Annotated in this window: 16 protein-coding genes; 5 read left to right on the forward strand and 11 right to left on the reverse strand. The window is 45.8% G+C overall.

Annotated features, from left to right (window positions below):
- The first annotated feature begins 65 nt into the window (after positions 1-65).
- Positions 66-962 (forward strand): helix-turn-helix domain-containing protein, encoded by an 897-nt coding sequence (locus ACE5CV_RS10980; protein WP_374950217.1) that lies wholly within the window; start codon positions 66-68, stop codon positions 960-962.
- 51 nt (positions 963-1013) lie between these two features.
- Positions 1014-1739, forward strand: coding sequence for an SDR family oxidoreductase (locus ACE5CV_RS10985; RefSeq protein WP_374950218.1), 726 nt, complete (start codon positions 1014-1016; stop codon positions 1737-1739).
- A 60-nt stretch (positions 1740-1799) separates the two neighbouring features.
- On the opposite strand, the gene ACE5CV_RS10990 is transcribed toward ACE5CV_RS10985, so the two are convergent.
- The 5 genes from ACE5CV_RS10990 to pfkA all read right to left on the reverse strand — a co-directional run bounded on the left by ACE5CV_RS10990 (position 1800) and on the right by pfkA (position 6640).
- Entirely contained in the window at positions 1800-2756 is a 957-nt protein-coding gene (locus tag ACE5CV_RS10990; protein WP_374950219.1) for a CvpA family protein, read from the reverse strand.
- Between the two features lie 60 nt (positions 2757-2816).
- Complete coding sequence (locus tag ACE5CV_RS10995) at positions 2817-3695, reverse strand: polyphosphate kinase 2 family protein (protein WP_374950220.1); 879 nt, start codon at positions 3693-3695, stop codon at positions 2817-2819.
- 108 nt (positions 3696-3803) lie between these two features.
- Positions 3804-4799, reverse strand: coding sequence for a type I glyceraldehyde-3-phosphate dehydrogenase (gene gap, locus ACE5CV_RS11000; RefSeq protein WP_374950221.1), 996 nt, complete (start codon positions 4797-4799; stop codon positions 3804-3806).
- Between the two features lie 5 nt (positions 4800-4804).
- On the reverse strand, positions 4805-5653 hold the full coding sequence (locus tag ACE5CV_RS11005) for a hypothetical protein (protein WP_374950222.1): 849 nt from the start codon (positions 5651-5653) through the stop codon (positions 4805-4807).
- A complete protein-coding gene (pfkA, locus tag ACE5CV_RS11010) occupies positions 5654-6640 on the reverse strand; it encodes a 6-phosphofructokinase (RefSeq protein WP_374950223.1) in 987 nt (328 codons plus the stop codon).
- Positions 6641-6765: 125 nt separating this feature from the next.
- Here pfkA and ACE5CV_RS11015 point away from each other — a divergent pair, with 125 nt between their 5' ends.
- Entirely contained in the window at positions 6766-7470 is a 705-nt protein-coding gene (locus ACE5CV_RS11015) for an NUDIX domain-containing protein (protein WP_374950224.1), read from the forward strand.
- 33 nt (positions 7471-7503) lie between these two features.
- Here ACE5CV_RS11015 and ACE5CV_RS11020 read toward each other — a convergent pair whose 3' ends face one another.
- The 3 genes from ACE5CV_RS11020 to ACE5CV_RS11030 form a co-directional block, all read right to left on the reverse strand.
- On the reverse strand, positions 7504-7944 hold the full coding sequence (locus ACE5CV_RS11020; protein ID WP_374950225.1) for a Fur family transcriptional regulator: 441 nt from the start codon (positions 7942-7944) through the stop codon (positions 7504-7506).
- Positions 7945-7959: 15 nt separating this feature from the next.
- On the reverse strand, positions 7960-8382 hold the full coding sequence (locus ACE5CV_RS11025; protein WP_374950226.1) for a MerC domain-containing protein: 423 nt from the start codon (positions 8380-8382) through the stop codon (positions 7960-7962).
- A 125-nt stretch (positions 8383-8507) separates the two neighbouring features.
- Positions 8508-8999 (reverse strand): inorganic diphosphatase, encoded by a 492-nt coding sequence (locus ACE5CV_RS11030; protein ID WP_374950227.1) that lies wholly within the window; start codon positions 8997-8999, stop codon positions 8508-8510.
- A gap of 120 nt (positions 9000-9119) precedes the next feature.
- Between ACE5CV_RS11030 and ACE5CV_RS11035 the strand changes: the two genes are divergently transcribed.
- Positions 9120-10499 carry an alpha-L-fucosidase gene (locus tag ACE5CV_RS11035; protein ID WP_374950228.1) on the forward strand — a complete coding sequence of 460 codons (1380 nt, stop codon included), beginning with the start codon at positions 9120-9122 and terminating at the stop codon, positions 10497-10499.
- 88 nt (positions 10500-10587) lie between these two features.
- On the forward strand, positions 10588-11886 hold the full coding sequence (locus ACE5CV_RS11040) for a zinc dependent phospholipase C family protein (RefSeq protein WP_374950229.1): 1299 nt from the start codon (positions 10588-10590) through the stop codon (positions 11884-11886).
- Here ACE5CV_RS11040 and ACE5CV_RS11045 read toward each other — a convergent pair.
- From ACE5CV_RS11045 to ACE5CV_RS11055, 3 genes are read right to left on the reverse strand one after another with little or no spacing between them, the layout of a single operon-like run.
- Entirely contained in the window at positions 11873-12628 is a 756-nt protein-coding gene (locus tag ACE5CV_RS11045; RefSeq protein ID WP_374950230.1) for a 4'-phosphopantetheinyl transferase family protein, read from the reverse strand. The genes ACE5CV_RS11040 and ACE5CV_RS11045 overlap by 14 nt on opposite strands.
- Positions 12628-16665: an amino acid adenylation domain-containing protein gene (locus tag ACE5CV_RS11050; RefSeq protein WP_374950231.1), complete on the reverse strand. Its 4038-nt coding sequence runs from the start codon at positions 16663-16665 to the stop codon at positions 12628-12630. Before ACE5CV_RS11050 ends, ACE5CV_RS11045 begins: the two co-directional genes overlap by 1 nt.
- A gap of 2 nt (positions 16666-16667) precedes the next feature.
- A complete protein-coding gene (locus tag ACE5CV_RS11055; RefSeq protein WP_374950232.1) occupies positions 16668-23348 on the reverse strand; it encodes an amino acid adenylation domain-containing protein in 6681 nt (2226 codons plus the stop codon).
- Positions 23349-23480: the final 132 nt, after the last annotated feature.

Raw genomic sequence — 23480 nt, forward strand, 5'->3', positions numbered from 1 at the left:
TCAGCTGCTTTTCTTGTTACACTAACGTGATAGTCCGGTTATCTGCATTCATCTATATTTGTTAAATGCCTACGCTAACAACTCCAGAAAAAGTCGTCATTCCTCATTATAAACTTTTTGATGTGGAAGGGAATCCGTCTATGATTGAAATTCGTGAGGCGGAGGGTATCGAGGCCATCATAGAGGATGGATTTTTGATGCCTCATCGTAAAGACTATTACCTGTTTGCGTTTGTTGAGCAGGGCAGTAGCCGGCATTGGATAGATGACGTGCCTTACACTGTAAAGCCGGATAATTTCTATTTTACAGTGCTCCAACAAGTGCACCTTAAAGAAGAGGTTTGCCCGATGAAGGGACTTGTACTTAATTTTACAGATGAGTTTTTGCAGTTGGATGAAAACCGGGCACTAAGGCAGTTGCCCATTATCCAAAACCCGGCCGGCGGGCATGAGCTTGTATTGAACGAGGCAGATAGGATCTTTGTTAAAGACATTATGTATAAAATGCTGTCTGAATTCAACAATGGCGGTGACTGGCGTAATCAAATGCTTACCTCTTTACTGCGCGTACTGGTTATTTATTTAAGTCGTTTATACACCGAACAGTTTGGCGAAACATGCATTACCCAAAACTACTGCCTGCTAAAAAAATATCAGCAATTAATTAGCGACCATCACACCGAAACGCATGAAGTAGCTGCTTTTGCAAATTTGCTCAATTTATCGCCCGGTTATTTAAACGATGTTATTAAGCAACAAAGCGGCAAAACCGCTATCAGCCATATTCATAACCGATTAGCGGTAGAGGCCAAAAGGCGTTTATTACATACAGAGTTATCCATCAAACAAATAGCCGACGAGCTGGGCTTTGAAGATGCCGCTTACTTTAACCGCTTTTTTAAACGACTGGTTGATACTACCCCTGCAGCCTACCGCATGCAAATCCGTGAAATGTACAGGTAATGCCCTGCTATGTGCAGCAGCATGTTAACCCACTAAGCCTACCTTTGATTTATGGAAAAACAAACAGTATTGATAACCGGCGCCAATAAAGGTATTGGGCTGGAAACCGCACGGCAACTAATAGGCGCAGGCTACCATGTGTTTATAGGCACCCGCGATAAAAGCAACGGAGAAAAGGCTGTTGAGGCGTTAAAAGCCGAAGGCCTCACTGATGCCGAAGTATTAGTGATAGATGTTACCAGCGATGAGTCGGTAGAGCAGGCATATCAGGATCTTGCAAAACGCATAGACCATCTGGATGTGCTGATCAACAATGCAGGTATTCCGGGCAGCATTCCTCAGCCTGTCTTAAGTACATCAATAGAAACGTTCAGGAATGTTTTTGAAGTAAACCTTTTTGGTGTTGCACGGGTAACAAAGGCGTTTGTGCCGTTGATGCAAAATGCAGTAAACCCAAGGATAGTTAACGTAACATCCGATTTAGGATCTTTAACACTGCACAGCGACCCAACCTGGAGGCATTACGAAGTGAAAACCGCTGCCTATGGCCCGTCGAAATCGGCCCTGAATAATTATACAATTGCAGTTGCTTATGAATTAGGAAATAAGTTTAAAGTAAACGCAGTAAATCCTGGCTATACCGCAACAGATTTTAACAATAATCAAGGCTATAAAACGGTTCAGGAAGGCGCGGCACCAATTGCCCGGTACGCGATGATTGATGCCGATGGCCCAACCGGCAAGTACTTTAGCGATTATGGTGTAACGCCATGGTAATCGCAGTAAAACTTTAAGAACGGCAGGCTGCAAGGCCTGCCGTTTGTTTTTTAGGGTAGATCAGTTCCGGAATTCCTGAGTGATCATCAGGCCGTATACCCCGCCATCTAAAATACCTATCCCCAGTCGCCCAAAGTTGGGGTTTAAAATGTTTGCCCGATGACCGGGCGAATTCATCAATCCATTATGTGCCATGATAAGGGTTTGCGCCAGCGCCAGGTTTTCTCCGGCTGTTAAAAAGGTTATTTTATTTTTTCTCATTCGGGCAAATGGATCAGCCCCTTCAGGCGTGTAGTGCGAAAAATAGCTACGTGCAAACATGTCTGCCGAATGTTTCCGGGCCACAACTGCCATAGCAGGGTCGGCCTTAAGCGGTTGCAATTTATAGGCAGCGCGCTCCTTATTTACTAACACCAGCATCTCCGCCTCCAGATCTTGCCGTGTATCGGCATTTATTACTCTAAAAGGCAGTTTGGCGTCGTGCTCATTATTTACAGCAGCTGTTGATTTTGATACGGTACGGTTAAGCGCTTCTGCAAAAACAGGAGAGAGGGAATCATCCAGCCAACTCACCCGTTCGGCAAGGCGGTTTGCAAGCAGGCTGTTACGTGTTTCATGCGATACCCGGTTAGTAAACGGAACCAGCAATAATACCGCAGCCAGCATCATCGTCAAAATAATGCCGGTAATAACACCCGGGATAATTCCCATTGCTTTGTTAGCAAACGTTTTGTGTGCACCAGCGGGTAACCGCTTTAACAACCATGTTGCTGCGGCATCAATAACCAGTTTTGCCAATGTGATACTTACCAGAAACGAAAATGGCGGCAACCAAAACCCTGCCGAAGGCATGGCTATATGAAACAGCGCGGCGATAGGTTTGTAAGCTAAAAATGCAAGCGCCAAACTTGCCACCCATGATAATAAACCAACAGCCGAATTGATAAAGCCCTGCCTTATTCCGGTCCACGCCGAAATCAGTATAATAGCAATTAACAGGAGATCGATATAATTCATCAATTAATTATCTATCGAAATTTGCGCTTTACTTATCTGAAGTATATTGAGCAAAAATGACTATTCATTCTCCAACGCTTGCCTGGATTGTTTTAGTTTCTGCATCTCTTCTTCAGGCAGTGCGGGGTATGATAACTTTAAGCTCTTAAGGGTGTGCCTGATAATGGTAGATATTGCTATCCTGGTAAACCACTTTTTATCTGCCGGTATCACATACCAGGGCGTTTTGTCAGTGCTGGTTTCTTTGATAGCGGTTTCGTATGCATCCATATAATCTTTCCAATGCTTACGTTCAACCAAATCTCCTGAGGCAAATTTCCAGTTCTTTTCGGCATCGTCAATCCGTTTTAGAAAACGCTCTTTTTGCTCCTGCTTAGATAAATTCAGGTAAAATTTGATAATCACAGTACCATTGTCTGTGAGGTGATTTTCAAAATTGCGAATGCTTTCATAACGTTTGCTCCAGAATTTTTTGCTGATATCTTTTACACTGTTGATGCCAGGCAGGTTTTCTTTCAGAATAAACTCCGGATGGACCTTAGTGACCAGCACATTTTCGTAATGAGACCGGTTATGGATTCCGATGCGGCCGCGCTCCGGGAGAGACTTGTAATGGCGCCATAAAAAATCGTGTTCGTAATCTTCGGCACCTGGCAGCTTAAAACTGAACACTTGGCAACCCTGAGGGTTTAAACCCGACATGGTATGGGCAATAGCGCTATCCTTACCGGCAGCATCCATCGCCTGGAAAATAATAAGCAAAGAATGCTTGTTGGCAGCGTAAAGCTCGGTTTGCAGCTTTGCTGTATCTGCTATCAAATCGGCCAAAAGTTCACCAGCCGTATCTTTATCATAACCGTCGTGCTCGGCTGTATCATAATCGCTTAATTTGAAGTTTTTAGGGCTGGTTACTTTGTATCGGTCGATAATATCTTTCATAGCGTTATAATAAGCTATTAAAACTGTTAAAAGTTTTATGGACAAGGACAAAAAAGCAAAGCCCCGATGTGTACACCGGGGCTTTGCAATATATGGGAAGGCCTGATATTAGATCTTGCCGATCTCTTGAACAAGGTCAATCAGTTTGTTTGAATAACCCCACTCGTTATCGTACCATGATACTACTTTAACAAAGTTGTCATTCAATGCGATACCGGCCTTAGCATCAAAAATTGATGTACGAGCATCGCCTTTAAAGTCTTCAGATACAACCTCATCCTCGGTGTAGCCTAATATGCCTTTCAATTCGCCTTCAGAAGCTTCTTTCATGGCAGCTTTAATACCTTCGTAGGTGGTTGAAGTTTTTAAACGCACAACTAAGTCAACTACTGATACATCGGCAACCGGAACACGGAAGCTCATACCGGTTAACTTACCTTTTAACTGTGGCAATACCAAACCAACTGCTTTAGCAGCACCTGTTGATGAAGGGATGATATTTTGATAAGCGCCACGGCCGCCTCTCCAGTCTTTAGCCGATGGGCCGTCAACTGTTTTCTGAGTAGCTGTAACTGCGTGTACGGTAGTCATCAAACCTTCTTCGATACCAAATTTATCATCTAACACTTTAGCGATAGGGGCTAAACAGTTAGTAGTACATGACGCGTTTGAAACGATAGTTTGTTCTGCCTTTAATAGTTTATGGTTAACACCCATTACAAAAGTAGGGGTATCATCTTTAGCCGGCGCGCTCATTACCACTTTTTTTGCACCTGCATCAATGTGTTTCTGTGCAGTATCCTGAGTTAAAAATAACCCGGTAGATTCGATGATCACTTCTGCACCAACTTCATCCCATTTAAGGTTTGCAGGGTCTTTTTCGGCAGTAACACGGATAGTTTTACCGTTTACAACCAGGTGGCCGCCTTCAACAGCAATAGTACCTTTGAATTGTCCGTGGGTCGAGTCATATTTCAACATGTAAGCCATGTAATCCGGCTCAACCAAATCGTTGATACCAACAACTTCAACGCCTTCTCTTTCAATTGCAGCCCTGAAAGCTAAACGGCCGATACGGCCAAAGCCGTTAATTCCTATTTTCATGATTTTTAATTTTTATTAGAATAATACGATAATAAATTATTTATAGGTTCTTTAATAATTGCAGCTATTTTAACCCCTTTTGCCTCGGCGGCTTGATACAGCAGGTCCTGAAAATTTGCCGCTACCGATCCTGCAAAATGTACAGGTGCATCCGGGTGTTGCCCCTGCAATGGCAATATACAAGTATCAATAAGCTTACCAAAGCCGGTCTTAATTATAGTTTGCAGGTAAACATCGTCTTTATTGTCCAGAAAAAAATCACTGAACGAACTCAGGAACAGTGCGGGTTGTTTTTGCCGGTATACTTTTTCCAGCAAGGTTTTGCGGTCGGCATCGTAGCGGTGTACAAACTTTTTACGCAGATTTAAAGGCAATGATTCGCTCATAAAGCCCTTTATCAGTTGCCTGCCCAGCCAATTACCGCTACCCTCATCGGCCAGGATGTAGCCTAAACCATAGTTATTAGGTTTTACCTTTTTGCCATCATACCAGGCTGCGTTAGATCCGCTTGCACAAATACTCACAATGCCCGGGCTGTTTTTACAGCAGGCAATAGCGGCTGCCTCAATGTCATGCCCAACGGTAACTTTGGCGAATTTGAAAAAGGATGACAGTGCATTATAAATAACCTGCCTTAAATCGTCTGAAGAGGCGCCGGCTCCGTAAAAATAGATCCGTCTTATTTCTTCGGCGTGGTGGATAAGGTTAATGTTTTTATTGAGTAGCTGAACGATATACTTCTCGTCGTTGAAATAAGGATTGATAGCATTGGTATTGAATGAAGCAACAGTACGGCCTTTGTATGAAAGTCGCCAGCCGGCATTGTTTGATCCACTGTATACAACTGCAATCATTTATATCGATAATATTTCTGACATCTGCATCAAATCGTCCTCTAACTTAAATTGATGATGATTTAGCGCCTCTTCCAGGCTTGTCAATTTAATGTGGTTGGCTTCCAGCCCTACCATCATCTGCGTTTTGCCGGCTATCAGCGCGTTTACCGCGGCAAAGCCTAAACGGCTGCCCAGGATCCTGTCAAACGCCGACGGGCTGCCACCTCGTTGCAGGTGGCCTAATATAGTAACTTTTATATCGTAAAATTTTACCTGTTTTTTAACCGCTTCCGCAACGTCATACACGCCGCCGCTTTTATCGCCTTCGGCAACTATAACAATACTGGATGATTTTTTATTAAGCTGTCCGGCCTTCAAATTATCTATCAGGTTCTCAATAGCGGTAGCACGCTCCGGCAATAAGATAGCCTCTGCACCGCATGAGATCCCTGCACGCAAGGCAATAGCGCCCGAATCGCGGCCCATCACTTCAATAAAAAACAAACGGTCGTGCGCATCGGCAGTATCGCGGATCTTATCTATCGCCTCTACCACAGTATTTGTAGCGGTGTCAAAACCAAGGGTGTAGGTAGATCCGTAAAGGTCGTTGTCAATTGTTCCGGGCACGCCAATAACAGCAATGTCCGGATATTTTTTTGAGAAGCGCAGCGCGCCGGTAAACGTACCGTCGCCACCTATAACTACAATAGCATCTATGCCCTGTGCTTTTAAATTCTGGTAAGCAAGCTCCATTCCCTCATCGCTGCGGAAGGGCAGGCAACGGGCAGTTTTAAGTATGGTACCGCCCAGGTTTAAGATGTTACTAACAGAGCGGGTGCTCATATCGTACATGTTATTATCTATCAGGCCCTGGTAGCCCTGGCGCACCCCAACAACTTCTAATTCATTATATATGGCGGTACGTACAACCGCGCGGATGCAGGGGTTCATCCCTGGTGCATCCCCGCCTGAGGTAAGAACCGCTATCTTTGAAATTTTACGCATCTTTACACAAGTAAATTTGTAGGCACGAATATAGTGTGTCAAATTTACACCATTAAATTTATTTATTTTTTTTTAGATATAGATTTAACGGTATATCTTTAAACAATCATATAATCGATCAACTCTTGGAAGTAAAGTTACCTACATTTGACTCAGTATTCTCTATCGACTGCGTAATATTTGGATTTGAGGCCGGCGAACTAAAAATTCTGCTTATTGAGCGTAACGAAGAACCCTTCAAAGACTGGCTGGCACTGCCCGGTTATATAGTTGAACAAGACGAAAGTATCGATAATGCCGCCGAACGTATCCTTTATGAATTAACGGGCTTGCGTGATCTGCACATGCAGCAGTTCCATACTTTTGGCGAGGTAAACCGCCACCCGCAGGGAAGGGTGATAACCGTGGCTTATTACGCCCTGATCCGTATCAACGGGCAAAAAGAAGTAAAGCCGGTAACACAGTATGCCAAAAACGCTTTCTGGCACCCGGTAAATGAATTACCTAAACTCGCATTTGATCACAGCGAGATTTTTACTACAGGCTTTAATAAGATAAAACGCCGGTTAAACTACCAGCCGATAGCCTTTGAGTTATTGCCCGAAAAATTTACCCTGACTCAACTGCAATCCCTTTACGAAGCGGTACTAAACAAGAAGCTGGATAAACGTAACTTCCGTAAAAAGATGCTGAGCTATGGTTTCCTGAAAGAGCTGGATGAGAAGCAAAAAGGCGTATCATACCGCGCAGCTAAACTTTATAAATTCGACAGGCGCAAGTACACTAAAATTTTCCAAAACGACCTGATACTTGATAAAGTGGGGGTTTAGGCATAACCTTTTTTAGCACCTGATATCCTTTAATTAGCTAACCTTTTTGCTGCATGTTGGGCACAAGCCCGATGCGTACAGCGTAAAGCCTTCTGCACGGAATCCGGCTGGCAATTTTAAATCGGGCAAGGTTAATTCGTTTAAGCAATACACGTTATAGCAGGCTGTACAATTGAAATGTACATGCTCATCATGGTGGTGGTTAGCTTCGCAATCCGAATGGCAAACGGCATAGTTGGCGGTTCCGTTCAAATCGAACACTTTGTGTATAATGCCTTTCTCTTCAAATACGCTCAGTATACGGTAAAGGGTAACCCGGTCAATATCCTGCATCACGCTTTCCAGGTCGGGTTGTGAGGTAGCAGTGTTTTTTGAATACATCATAGACAATACCCTTAACCGTGCAGCAGTTTTTTTAAGTTGGTGCTTATCCAGCAGGTCCTCAAACTGGTATTTGTTTTTTACTGATGACATTTATTAAAGGTATAATTAAGCCGCTATATTATCATGCTTATGGTCATGTTTAACATGCAGAAAGCTATTGCCTGCCTGGCAGGTGCCTGCATATTTATAGTTGATAAAATGCGCTATCGCGATGGTAATGCCGCCAATAGGTACTATTACAGCCTCTAACCAGCCATGTGCAAAAATATGGCCTGCCATTATAATAGCAAAACCCGCAGCGAGTAACGCAATTGGCAACATGCGATGGTGAGAACGCAGATAGGAATTACCAATTGACGCAATGCCAATAAACAGCGCCAGGAGTATCATTGTCCATTCTACCCAGGGATTGGCTAAAAATCCTAAACCCAAAATTGGCAAACTGGTAAAAAATATCGGCACAGCAGCGCAGTGTATTGCGCAAAGGGCAGATGCTGTTATACCAATGTTATCCAGTTTTAACGCCATTGTTGTTGTTTATAATTCAAAGGTAATTATAAATGCAACATTATTACATTTAGAATTCGATTTATCTTAAATTATACAGCGATATAAGCGATACCTTACATTAAATCAACAAAGTTGCAATTGTTTTAAGGTTGCTTTTGCAGGTTGCTGATAATTAAATCGTATGCTTCAGCCGCATCGATTCGGTTCAGGATTTTTAATTCCTTGCCGGCTTGTTCATTGTAATTTTTAAAGAAATGCTCCAATTGGTTCACGATAGCCGGCGGCAGTTGGTTGATGGAATTGACATTGCTAAATTGCTGTGCAACGCCAGGTACTGCAAGGTACCGGTCGTTACGCATTGTACTGCCGTCGCGTTCGGTTTGCTCTACAACCAATGCGCCGATGATCCGTACATCCATTGCACAGCCTGTGAAGCTACCTAACTCAGATAGCACGATCACATCCAGCGGGTCACCATCTTCTCCTTTTGTTTCCGGGATGAAGCCAAAGTCAAACGGAAACACCAGCCCGGCCGGCAGCATTTTGTGCAGCTTAAAGCGGTTTAATTCCGGTTCAAAATCGTATTTCTGGCCGCTGCCCTTAGGGCTTTCGATAATTACAGTGATATTGTTCATTGATAAAGTAACAGCCTGCAATAGTTTTTGATTTCAATTTGCTACAACGATTTCGATATTATTTGTCGGAATAAATTCGATAAGCCGTATGTTAGCCATGTAATCTTTACTGCTATCGCCATGAAAAACACACTGCTTACCTGTATGCTTTTTTTAAACGTGTTGTTAACTGCAACGGCCCAAACCAAATCGTTAAGTGAATTGCAGCAAAAATTTGTCGACCTGAAGTTTGGGATGTTCATCCACTACAATATTCCTACTTATGCGGATGCCGACTGGCCTGATCCGGAAGCATCGCCGGCTTTGTTCAATCCTAAAAAGCTTAACGCCGACCAGTGGGCTAAAGCGGCAAAATCTGCCAACATGACCTATGGATGCTTAACCACCAAGCACCACAGTGGCTTCTGTATCTGGGATACCAAAACCACCGATTACAACGTAATGAATAGTCCGTTGAAAAGGGATGTGGTCAAAGAATATGCCGATGCCTTTCGTGCTAATGGCCTAAAGGTGATGCTGTATTACAGTATATTGGATACGCACCATAAACTGCGCCCGCACCAGATCACCAAAAAGCATTTTGAGATGGTAAAGGCACAGCTAACCGAACTGCTGACGAAATACGGGAAGATAGAAGCCATAATCATCGACGGATGGGATGCTCCATGGTCGCGTATTTCTTATGATGATATCCCGTTTGAAGATGTGTACCACCTCATCAAATCGATACAGCCCGAGTGTGTGCTGATGGACCTGAATGGTGCCAAATATCCTGCTGAAGGTTTATACTACAGCGATATCAAGACCTACGAAATGGGCGCCGGCCAGCGTATCTCTAAAGAAACCAACCGCATGCCCGCCCTGGCGTGTTTGCCGTTACAATCGAGCTGGTTCTGGAAAACAAATTTTCCAACCACCGCGGTAAAAGATCCGGCTAAAATGGTTGCCGAACTAACCGCGCTTAACAATGTAGATTGTAATTTCATCCTGAACGTTGCCCCTAACCGCGACGGGCTTTTTGATGATAACGCCCTTACCGCATTAAAAGAAATTGGCAAGCTATGGAAACATGAAGGACCCGCACCAAAGCTGGCCCCCACAGGCGCGCCGATCATTTCTACAAACATCGCTAAAAACAAACCCGCCAATTCCAGCTGGAGCGAGGATATGGACATTTCGGATTTTGCCAACGATGACGATTTTACTAGCTCATGGGTGTCGAGTAAATCGGTTGCTAATCCATGGTATGAGGTTGATTTTGGTAAGGATGAGGAGTTTAATACTATTACCCTAACCGAGAAAGCTGAGAATATAACTGCCTACCGTTTAGAGTACCTGCAAAACGGTGTTTGGAAACCCATCAACAAAAACGAGAAAAAATCACGCGTAAAGGTAAACCGCTTTGATAAAGTGTACGGCAGTAAAGTAAGGGTATGGATAGATAAATCGGAAAAACCAGCTTCCATTGCGGAGCTTGGTGTTTATAACGAGCGTAGGTAACGCCTGCGTAACAAATTGCGTTGTTTGGCAATTGCGTAAAACTTTAACCTTATCGTAAGGTTATAATCCAATATTTCTACATAATTGCATGTCGCCAACAGTTATAATCAGATCCTTAGTTGTCACCTTTACGTTCATATTGGCGTCGGTAACGTCAAAAGCCTATTCTTTACTTGCGCATGAAGCTATTATAGATGCATCCTGGAAAGAAGTACTGATCCCGATGCTGAAGCAAAAATACCCTAATGCTACACGGGAAGAATTGCTGAAAGCGCATTCTTACGCTTATGGAGGCAGCATTGTATCTGATATGGGATACATGCCATTTGGTAATGGTTTTTTTACTGATCTGGTGCATTATGTACGCAGCGGCGATTTTGTAGAAGCTTTGATCCGCGATGCGCAAAACTTAAATGAATATTCGTTTGCCCTGGGTGCGTTATCGCATTATATGGCTGATAAGTACGGCCATTCCATGTCTACCAACCGTAATGTTCCGTTGGTTTACCCTAAACTGCAAAAGCAATTTGGCAACGTAGTTACTTATCATAATGATCATACTTCGCACAGCCGGCTGGAGTTTGCCTATGATGTATTGCAGATAGGGGAGGGTAATTATACTTCAGAAGGTTACCAGGATTTTATTGGTTTTAATATAGCGGTACCGGTTCTTGAAAAAGCCTTCTATGAAACCTATGGCCAGGAACTGAGTTCAATATTCTCTAACATAAATTCGTCTATAAATACAATGAGATGGGGTGTGCGCAACCTGTTTCCGGTGCTTACCAAAGCGGCCTACAAAGCAAATAAGGATGAAATTATCAAACTGAACCCTGGCATGACCGTTAAGAAATTTAAGTATAAACTTAGCCGGCGCTCGTTTGATCTGCAATACGGTAAAGAGCACAAGCAATCAAAATTTTTTGCCCGGGTTGCTGTAGCTATTATTGGGATATTACCAAAAGTGGGGCCGCTGAAAACGCTTAAGTTTCAATCGCCTGGCGATGAAGGGCAAAAGCTGTTTGCAAAAAGTTTTATTGCCATTGTGCAAAACTACCGAACCGCTTTGGGCCATGTTGGCCAGCCGGGCTTTAACCTGCCGGATATCGACTTTGATACCGGAAACCTTACCCGCATTGGCGAATACCCGCTTGCCGATAAAACTTACGGTAAATTGCTTGCGACTTTAAAAAAGCAAAATTACAAAAACCTTACCCCAGCTCTGCAAAACAATATTGTAAAATACTACAACCACGCCGATACCGCCAAACTGGTGCTGAATCAACACCCCGAAGATTGGGCAAAGACAAGTATAGTGGTGAGAGAGATCAAACGGTTGCAGCCCCAACGACAAGACACCATAGTGTCTTTGGTTAAACAGGATTAATTAACCGCCAATCCCAGAATAGAAAACGGGGATCAGGTTCTTTTACCGTTACGCTACCGGTGTAATCCTCCGTTACGTTAAAACTTAAGGTATTCCACCGCTCTTTGTGGCCGGTCAGTTCGGTCGGCAGGTCATTGTAGCCATCAAGGGCGGAAGTTACTTTTAAATGTTCGCCCAAACCCTGGCCGGTGGCTTTTAAAAAAGCTTCTTTCCTGGTCCAAAATTTATAAAAATTTGCAATTTTATCGGATGTGTTTATACTAATCGCCTCTTTTTCGCTAAAATGTTCGGGAATAATATCGTCAAAATGGAAATCCGGGTCAAGGTACTCGATGTCTGTACCAACGTGTTGCTTTGCTATTGCCAGTAATACCCAATCACCCGAATGGGACAGGTTAAATTGCAAACCGGTATCGTCATTTGCAATGTAAGGCTTCTTTTCGCCTGTTTGTGAAAATTCGATTTCGGACGGATGGATATTTAAATAGCGGCTTAGAATAAAACGTAGCGCACCCCTGCTGACGGCGAATCGTTGACGGTCGGATTCGCGGTAGTACTTGCTGCCCCGAACAATTTCGCCCGCTGTAAACGTTGCCGATAGGGTTGGAATTAATTCGATATTGGAACTTATTTGCGCCCGCCAAACATCTACCTGGTTACTTTGAGGTATAGTATTAACATCGCCGGTTGCAGGTTGCCATTGCACCGCGGCCAAATCTTGATTGTGAACTGTTCCTGCCACTATTTTTTATCCATGGCGTTTAAACGTTCTTGCAAAATCCGGGCAAACACCTGGTCGTTAGGGGCTTTAAAAATGGTATTGTGCTCGCCGGGAATGGGATGGATGTTAACGCCCCTAAGCGCGAACGGTTTCCAGCCCATGTATACAAAGTCATCCAGGTAAAACGAACGTACTTCGGCACGAAAAAGCTCTACCGCTATGTCATACGGCTGGATGCGGTAATGTAGCTGGGCTATTTCGTTCATCTCATCAATCTTGTTGGAATAGCCAAAAAAGCCGATTTGCTCTTCCTGATTTTTGACCGGGTTAAGCTTCCAGGACAGTCGCATAACACTGCGCTTAAGTGACTTGGCGCGGAGCCGCATGGTCCGTTCAAAACCCTCCTGAAAAGTAAGTGAATACCACAACCTACGTACAAAATATAAACCACGTTTAAAGTATTGTACCGCCATCGAATCATAAAAGGGCGTGCGATAGGCATAAGTATCAAACATAGCCAGCATAGTTACTTTCAGGTTTAGGGCTTCTAATTGTTTGGCCATTTCGAAAGCAATTATCCCACCAAATGAAAACCCTGCCAGTGCATACGGCCCGTCGGGGTTTTGCACCCGTATAGCGGCAATGTAATGAGCCGCAATATCTTCGATACGGTTAAGCGGTTCATCAATGCCATTAAGCCCTTTTGCCTGCATGCCATACACCGGTTGATCCGGGTCCATGTGCGTTGCCAGTGTATTAAACAACAATACGTTTAACCCTGCACCATGTACAATATAAATGGGCGTTTTGCTGCCTTTGGGTTTTATGGGCACCAGCGAATCCCAGGTTACCGATTTGCCGTCCATTTGCAGGGTCAAAGCCAGTTTCTCTACCGTAGAATTTTCAAATAGTATGGCCAGCGGCAGGCGTTTGCCGGTTTCTTTTTCAATGTTTGCCATTACCTTAACGGCAATTAGCGAGTGACCGCCTAACTCAAAAAAGTTATCATAGATTCCAATTTGCTCAATGCCGAGGTGCTTTTTCCAAATATCTGCCACCAGGGTTTCTACATCTGTACGTGGTGCCACAAATTGGCTGGTTTGTTCTGTGGGTACCGGACCTTCGGCAAGCAGCGCTTTTTTATCTACTTTACCATTGGGTGTCAGTGGCATAGCCTCAACATGTACAAAGTTATCCGGCACCATGTAATCGGGTACCGCGCCGCGCAGCAGGCTTCGCCAAAAGTTAGTGCATTCCGTAAAATCCTGGCCTTTGGCCTCATCGTTAAAGGTAACGTAAGCTACCAGTTTGTCTACGCCGTTAGCATCAGGCCTGGCCAAAACTACTACCTGTTTAATGTCGGTATCCTTAGCCAGGTTAAATTCAATCTCGCCTGTTTCAATCCGGTATCCCCTTATCTTTACCTGGGCATCAATCCTTGACAGGTAAACGAGCTCACCGGTAGCGGTAAACTTAGCCAGATCACCGGTGCGATACATTTTTGAACCTGCTTCTGCAGCGAATGGGTCGGTAACAAACTTTTCGTTAGTAAGGTCGGGCTGGTTCAGGTATCCGGTACCTACGCCGTCTCCGCCAATATAAAGTTCGCCTGCAGCACCGGGCGCTATAGGGTTTAAAAACTTATCAAGCACGTAAACCCTTGTATTGGCAACAGGGCGGCCTATAGTAATGATTTTATCATAAGTTGTAATCTGTTTTAGTGTCGACCAGATTGTAGTTTCTGTTGGCCCGTAAACATTCCACAATGATGACGCGCGCGCAAGAATGCGTGTGGCCAGTTCCATTGGCAATGCCTCGCCCCCGCAGATCACTTTTATCGACTCTTTATCCCAGCCCGCCTCCAGCATAATGCGCCAGGTATAAGGCGTGGCCTGCATTACCGTAATTTTTTCGCGGTTGATGATGTCCAGAAGTGCGTAACCATCTTTAGCCTCGGCTGTGTCTGCCAATACAATTTGTGCACCGGTTATTAATGGTAAAAACAGTTCCAACCCGGCAATATCAAAACTGATGGTGGTTACGGCAAGTAACTTATCGGCAGCTGTTAACCCCGGTGCCTTTTGCATGCTGTACAAAAAGTTAACTGCATTGTAGTGCGCAATTTGCACGCCTTTCGGCATCCCGGTTGAGCCGGATGTGTATAAAATATAAACAAGATCTTGGCTGTTTATATAAACTGCAGGGTCGGTAACCGGATAGTTGCTTAACTGCGGCCAAACATCTTCCAACAATAGTTCATGAGCATTTGATGCATATTTGCCCTTATACTTTTTTGATGTTAATAGCACTACAGCAGCTGAATCGGCCAGCATGTAGTTAATGCGGTTGAGCGGAAAAGCCGGATCGAGCGGGATATATACGCCGCCCGATTTCATAATGGCCAGCAATGCAATTACCATTTCTGGTGACCGATCAAGCGAGATGCCCACCTTATCGCCGGGCTTAACCCCGTTCGCTATCAGCACTGCTGCTAATTGGTTGGCTTTCTGATCAAGTTGTTTGTAAGTTAATTCTTCCGCCCCAAATTTTAGTGCGATACGATCAGCGTGTTTTGCAGCGCTTTCACTGATGAGCTGATGCAAGGGCTTTTCTTTAGGATAAGCCATCGTGGTATCATTCCAGGCTTTAAGTTGGTCGAGCAATTCGGCTGAGCGCATTAGCGGCAACTTCCCGATAGTGACTTGCGGTGACTTAACCAGTTCGCGCAGCAGGTGTTCAAATTGCTGCATCATACGGGCAATGGTTGCCGCCTCGAAAAGCTGGCTGTTGTAAGACCATTCTACGGTTAACGGGCCTTTGTTATCCGTAATGTTCAGAAAGATCTCGAACGTTTCATATTCGCGCGGGTTGTTGATATAGCGATGCTTTAATTGGTAAAAATCAACTCCCTCATCCATACCAATATCGATGTTAAACACCACCGGAACCAAGGGCAGGCGCGAGGCATCCCGTGGGATGTTTAAGTTTTTTAGCAGTGTGCCGAAAGTGTATTGCTGATGATCATAAGCATCCAGTATCTCGCTTTTGCGCACTTTCAGGTATTCAATAAAGGTTTTATTGCCATCGGGCTGGCTCCGTAGTGCCAGCAAATTCATGCAATGACCCACCAGGCTATAGTTTCCTGTAGCCGATTGACCGGCTGCGGGTAACCCAATAATGATCTCGTCCTGTCCGGTAACCTGCTGCAAAAACACTTCAAAAGCAGTAAGCAGCGTGCTTACAAAGCTGCTGCCCGCCTTACGTCCCATTTTTTTGATATCATCTACCAACGGCGCATCCAGGTTAAAATCGGCACGCTGGCTTTTGTAAGTACGTAAAGCCGGGCGCGGATTGTCTGTCGGCATATTAAGCAGATGGTTGCTGCCCTTAAAATGTTCAAGCCAGTAGCGCTCGGTTTCGTTGTAGTCTTCTCCTTCCGTTAGATGGGTTTCCGCTATCGCATAAGTGCTGAAACGGGGTGCCGCAGGGAGGTTTGGTTGTTCGCCTTTGGCAAATGCGGTATACAATTGACTCAGATCCTGCAGAATGATCCCTACCGACCAGCCATCACAAATGATATGGTGCGTCAGCAGGGTTATGTAATGTTCGGTGTTGCTTAATTTGAATATGGCGGTTTTAAACAGGGGGCCGTTAATGAGGTCGAGCGGGGTGATCGCATTTTGCCTTGCAAAGTTTTTAATGAAAGCTTTGTGCTGATCATCATTTTGCTGCGACAGATCATGATAACTAATACTCACATCTATCTGCTCGCAAACGCAAATATGCTTACCGTCGCCACTGAATACCGTGCGTAACGCCTCATGCCGGTCACTTAATGCCTGCAATGCTTTTTGCATCGCCTGGTTATCAAAAATGCCCGTTAACATCAGCGAAGCAGAATCGTTATAAGCACAACTGGCATCCGATCCACCTATAAGGCACGACGTCCAGATCTCAACCTGCGATTCGGTAGCAGGCGCCACCAAACAAATTGCCGGCCCGGCAAAAGGGTCAAATTCAACCGCACTTACTTCGTAATTTACGTTAACACTACTCACGCTTACTCCGCTTTATGTTTTACCTGTAAAAATCTTCCCGGGGTTTGATCATCGCTGATGAACCAACCGGGGTTGCCGTTGTTATCGCGGCCAAGCCTGGCACCGGGTACAGGAGGTTCGTTCAAATCATTGAAATCTGCAACGGGCGCATCGTTTTCTGGTTCTGCGGCTGTTGTGTATGTTGGTATGAATTCGGCCGCGACCAGCTCGGCGATGCTTTCTTCAAATTTAGAGATAATGGTATCTACTTCACCCTCGCCATGCGCATCGGTAATAAAGCACGGGAAACCGTCCATAATATGGATGCCCTTTAACCGCAAATTAGTAAAGATCAGTTCGCTGTAAGGGAACTCCTCTTGATACTTCACCTTCCATAACGAGCCGAAGCGGGCTACGTACATTGGCGTTTTATATTTTAGCAGGATGCCGTTAAGTGCGTCGGCAAGTCGGGTGGCTTTGTCGGTAAGGCTTTGCTGTAGCGCAGGGCCACGCTCTTTCATGTAAAGCAATGATGCACGTGTTGCCGCCAGCGCTAAAGGGTGCCGAACGAACGTCCCTGCAAAGTAGGTCACGCCAGCTTCGGGGGTCGAATCGTTTCCGAACTCCCAGTAGCCACCGTCCAGCGCATCCATAAACTCTTTTTTGCCGGCAATTACGCCGACAGGCAGGCCTCCGCCGATAACTTTCCCATAAGTGCCAATATCTGCCCGAATGCCGGTAATGGCTTGTATGCCGCCCGGATGCATCCTGAAACCGGTGATCACCTCATCAAATATCAGCGCCGTTTTCGATTCGGCAGTTATCTCTCTTAGCTTTTTCAGAAAATCTATGGGGAGAAATTCGGGTCGTCGACTTTGTACCACCTCTACCAACACCGCAGCGATCTCATCCTTTCGTTCTTCTATAATGCGCAGGGTTTCGTCGGTACCGTAATCCAGTATCAGCATGTTTTGCACCGCCTCGGGCATAATGCCGGGTGCTGCAGGTATAGTACGCAGTTTTTTTGTCCCGCGGACAATAACCTCGTCCATGATGCCATGGTACGATCCGCTGAAGGCTACGATGGTAGAACGCCCGGTCACTGTACGGGCGATGCGCATAGCGCCTAATACACCTTCGCTGCCGGTGCTGCAGAGTGCAGCGCGATCGAAGCCGGTAAAATCACAAAGCAGTTTACACACCTCGCCGGCCAACTCATGCTGCGGGCCAATTTCGTAACCGCGTTCCAGCTGGTCGGCAATGGCTTGTTTGATGATGTCGGGCTGATAACCTAACATATTTGAACCGAATCCGTTAAGGGCATCGATGTATTCGTTTCCATCCACGTCCCACAGGCGGCATCCTTTTGATTTGTTAACCACTACCGGGTAAACGATCTCCTTGGTTAGCGGGCGGAAACCACTTACTACGCGTGGGTCGGCCATGTAAGCGCGGTGCTGCTGCGTTTGCGCCTTGCTGCCCTTGGTTTTGGTACTGTAATCAACAATCAGCTTGTCTAAAAAGGCTTGCTGTTTTTGATTCAGGCCCTGAATATGTTTCTCTATTTTGGCAGTTGCGCCAAATGGTTTTTTAATCTCAATTTGCTCTTCGGGTGTCAGATCTGGTTGTAACGCCGCAGGTGCTACCGGCGCAGTAACTTTTTCGGTTGTTACAAATGGTTTTGGTGCCGGTGATGCCGGTGCTGTAAACGGCACAGCGCCACCCTGCATAGTTGCAACCTGGCTGGCCAGCAATTGCAACTGCTGGGCTATCATATTTAAAGCCTGTGTGTTGCCGTCGGCGTAAACGGGTGCCTGCCCATTGGCAAAAACCTGCGGCTGATACGCTGGCTGCGTAGCCTGGCCGTTTTGATTATTGATCTGCGGCACAGCTACTTTTGCTGTTGGTTGAAACTTATCTGCCGGCAGGGCCGCGTCCAGGTAAGCCGAGAGGGTGTCAAGCGAGTTATAGTCTTCAAATAATTTCCTGAAAGTGATGGGTACGCCAAACTCTTTTTTAAGGTTGGTAGCTATCTGCGTTAATAGCAGAGAGTCGAACCCGATCTCTATAAAGCTGGTATCTGTGCTGTCAATGTAAATGCCGGAAGCATCTTCAAAAACAGCCTTTAATTTTTCCACTAACAGATCTTTTCTTAATGGCATGGTGGATGGTGTTTCTGGTATATGGTCAATTAAGATTTCAGTAGGTGTTTCAAATGGTGGCGTCAGCGTATTTAAAGGCGTTACCGGATCAACCCAAAGGCGCTTACGGTCAAAGGCGTAAGTTGGGATATTAACCCTTGCCCGGTTTTGCCCCGCATAAAATGCTTTCCAGTCAGGTTCGATGCCATTGAGCCACAGTTGGCCCAATGCTTTCAACACCGACCCGTAAGCGGCCATATCCTTAGTTTGCTCAATACCGGTTATGGCGATGGCCGCCTTGTCTGCGGCTTGCTGTTTAACCAGTGTGGCCAATACCTTACCCGGCCCAACTTCCAGCGCGATGCGGCCTTCATCTGCGGCGAGCAGGTTGGCCAGGTCGGCAAAGCGGACAGTGCTGCGCAGGTGGTTGGCCCAATATTTCGGATCGGTAGCTTCGGCTTCGCTCATCCAGGTACCGGTAATGGTAGAGATGATTGGCTTTACCGGGGCGCTAAGCTTTACTGTTTTTACCACCTGCTCAAACGGCTCCACAATGCTGTCCATCATGGCCGAGTGAAAAGCATGGCTAGTTTGCAACACTTTGTTAGCTATGCCTTTTGCTTCTAATCCGGCTACAAATTTTTCTATTTCGGGAATAGGGCCTGCCGCTACGGCAGCTTTATTGCTGTTCACTACTGCAATGGACAGTGTAGGGGGCAGTATGGCTTTTAGTTCGGTTTCTGATAATCGTACAGAGACCATGCTGCCCCGAGGGGTTTCGCTCACCATTTTGGCGCGGGTAGCAATCAGCTTAATCGCATCCGGTAACGACATTATCCCCGCAAAATGCGCGGCTACAAATTCACCGATGCTGTGGCCGGTTAATACGGCCGGTTGTATGCCCCAGCTCATCCACAGTTTCGCCATCGCGTAACTGATGATAAAGAGTGCCGGTTGAGTGTAAAGTGTATTCTTTAACAACTCAGAGACTTGCGGATCATCGTTAAAAATTATCTTTAAGATGTTTTCCTGCTCTGTGCCCTTCAGCAGATCGACGCACTCATTAACAGCATCAGTAAATACCGGGTGCTGCTCGTATAATTGGCGGCCCATATTCAGGTACTGTGCCCCCTGGCCGGGGAACATGAACGCAACCTCAGTAGCTTTACTCTTTAATGTTTTGCTTGTTGCCGCATCAGGTGCCGGGCGAAGTTTTTGAAGTAATTCCTCCCTGCTGCTGGCAATGATGAAGCTACGGTTATTAAAGTCCGTACGGGTGGTTTGTAGCGTGTAAGCGATATTTGCCAGGGCAACATCGCTGTTAGTAATATATGATGTCAGCTTTTCGCGGTATGCGGCAAGGCTGGTATCGGTCCTTGCCGAGATGGTGATCAATTGCAGGTCATTCCCTGTAGTTGGCATAGGTAATTTCGCCGGGTGATCTGCCAAAACCACGTGCACGTTGGTGCCACCTACTCCAAATGAGCTTACCCCTGCAATGCGTTTTTCGGCATTCCATGAAGTTAAGCCAGTGTTCACATAAAACGGACTGTTCTCGAAATCGATATTCGGGTTGGCGATGTTGTAGTGTAGAGAAGCAGGGATCTGTTTATGGTAGATAGCCAAAGTAGCTTTAATAAAGCCTGCCACACCGGCTGCGGCCGTAAGGTGGCCCATATTGCTTTTGATAGAGCCTAGTGCACAATACTGGTTTTTACCCTGCGGGCCAAACGCCATCGTAAGGCCTTCTATCTCGATAGGGTCGCCTAATACGGTAGCAGTGCCGTGGGCTTCTATATAGCTGATATCTGCCGCGGATACGCCGGCATTTTGAATAGCCATCGCGATAGCGCCTGCCTGCCCGGCAGCGTTGGGTGCCGTGAAGCTACCTTTGCCGCCGCCGTCGTTATTAAGGCCCACGCCTTTGATGACGGAGTAGATAGTGTCGCCGTCTGCAATAGCTTCTTCCAAACCCTTTAGCAGAACAACGCCTGCTCCGTCGCTAAATACGGTACCATCGGCATTAGCGTCAAATGACCGGCAATGGCCGTCGGCACTAAGCATGGTACCTTGCTGGTACAGGTGGCCGCTATTGATAGGTGAAGTAACAGACGCGCCACCGGCCAGCGCCACATTACACTGCCCGTTTCTGATGCTTTCTACCGCCTCGGCAATAGCCAGGAGCGAGGTAGAACAAGCCGAATGGACGCTTACTGCCGGGCCTTTTAAATTTAACTCGTAAGCTGTACGTGATGCGATATAATCCTTTTCGTTTATGGTGGTAACTAAAAAGCCACCCACTTTATCAACTAAATGCTGGTTAGGAATTACGTTGTTGATGTAGTAGGTGTTATTGCCGCAGCCGGCAAATACGCCCACCAGCCCATTGTACTTCGAGGGTAGGTGACCGGTGAGCTCCAGCGCTTCCCAGGCAATCTCTAAAAAGATGCGCTGCTGCGGATCCATCAATTCGGCAACTTTTGGGCTTAGGCCAAAGAACTGTGCGTCAAATTCATCCGCCTTATCAATAACACCCCTTGCCTTTACATAATTAGGTGCCGAGCGTACGGACTGCGGGATGTAGGGATCCAATTCTGTATCCGTAAAGAATTTTGTGGTTTCGCGGCCTTCAATCAACAACTGCCAAAGCTCATCAACCGTGTTCGCGCCGGGAAACCTGCCCGCCATTCCGATAACAGCAATATCGCCACTGCCGGCTTTTGCCAGCGGTTTATGCGGACGGGATTCAGTAGAAGTATTAACAGAACCATCCAGGTAAGCGGCAATACTGCCAATAGTAGGATACTGATATAGTTTAGTGATGGGCAACACCAGGTTGTGCAGTTTTTTTAACCCGGTAACAGTTTTTAATCCTAATAAAGAGTTGCCACCAAGTTCAAAAAAATTATCGTCTGTACCAATCTGCTCCAATTGCAACAGGTCCATCCACAGGGCTAAAAGTAGCTTTTGCGTTTTGGTTGATGCCGGTTTGTAAAGCGTATCCAGTTCGGGGCGTTTCAGGTCGGGTTTGGGTAGGGCGTTTCGATCTACTTTGCCGCTTGTGGTTTTTGGTAATTCCACCATCCATACAAAAGCTGACGGCCACATATAGTCGGGCAGTTTTTGTTCCAGGCTTTCGCGAACTACGGCTGTGTTACTTTTTCCGTTAGATGACACCAGGTAGGCCACCAACCGTTTATCGCCGGGGTTATCCTCACGTGCAATCACTACCGACTGCCGGATGCCATCCATCTGGTTGATCACTACCTCAATTTCACCTATTTCTACCCTGTTTCCGCGAATTTTTACCTGCGTATCTTTGCGGCCCAGGTATTCGATGTTGCCATCGGGCAAAAAACGGCACAAGTCGCCGCTGCGGTAAATCCGGGTGACTACGCCGGGTTGGCTTTCCCAGGTTTCAACAAATTTTTCGGCCGTAAGTTCGGGCCGGTTCAGGTATCCTTCGGCAAGGTTAATGCCGCTGATGCACAGCTCGCCCACTTCGCCATCAGGGATGTAATTGAGCTGTTCATCTAAAATGAACATTTCAGTATTTTCTATAGCCTTACCAATGGTAGGCAGTAGCGGCCAATTATCCGGCGGCCCCTGCAACCACAAAGAGGTACTGGTCACGCTGGCCTCGGTAGGGCCGTACATATTATAAAAGTCGCAGTCCGGTAATGTCGAAAAAAAACGGATGATCTGAGGTGTGTTCTTTAATTGCTCGCCGGCAGTTATAAATTCCGTCAGGCTTTGCGGATAAAACTTTTCGGCATCGGCAGCTTCCGTAAAATATTGTAAGGCCACAAACGGCAATATCATCCTTTTGATCTGCTGTTCATCAACAAAGCGGATAAGGCGCGTAGGGTCTAGCCGCGTATCATTATCTACCAAAACAAGTGTGCCGCCTATTAGTATAGTACAAAAGATCTCTTTTACAGATTCGTCAAAACTTAGCGGTGCAAATTGCAGCGTACGATCGCCATCTGTTAGTTTTGAATGTTTTTTATGCCAGTGTACCAGGTTAATCGGACCGGCATGGCCAACACAAACACCCTTAGGCTTACCGGTAGACCCCGACGTATAGATCACGTAGGCTACCCTTGTTCTGATACCATCAACCAGGGGTTCATAGTCAACATATTCCGCATCAGATGCAAGTACTTTTACAGGCAAACCTTCAAACTCAGCTCGTTGTGATTCGATTGCCAGGCAGGTATCTATTCCGGAATCGGTAATGATGGCATTAAGCCGTTCTTTTGGATAAGTCGGGTCGAGCGGGAGATAGGCTTTGCCGGCCTTTAACACAGCTATAACGCTCACGATAGTTTCAATACAGCGATGTGTACTCACGCCTACTGCTAATGAATTTGGTGTGCTGTTTATAACGGCTTTTGCCAGGGCATCGGCCTTAGCGTTAAGTTGCGCATAAGTAAGTTCTTCGCTGCCAAACTTAACGGCAATTAAATGTGGCGTAAGGGCTACCTGTTGCTCAAATAAGCGATGCAAAAATACGTCGCCGGCGGTATCTTGTGTGTATATATTAGCAGTAAGAATATCCATTAAGCTTGTTAATTCGGCTGGTTATAATGCCAGTCTTTAATTTTGCTTTGTTAGTGTTAAAATTGCGTTTAAGATATAAAAAATTAATACTGCAATCATTCAAACGACAGTCTTTTTTCACCCTAATTTCAT

The sequence above is a fragment of the Mucilaginibacter sp. genome (genome assembly GCF_964263795.1).
Classification (GTDB): domain Bacteria; phylum Bacteroidota; class Bacteroidia; order Sphingobacteriales; family Sphingobacteriaceae; genus Mucilaginibacter.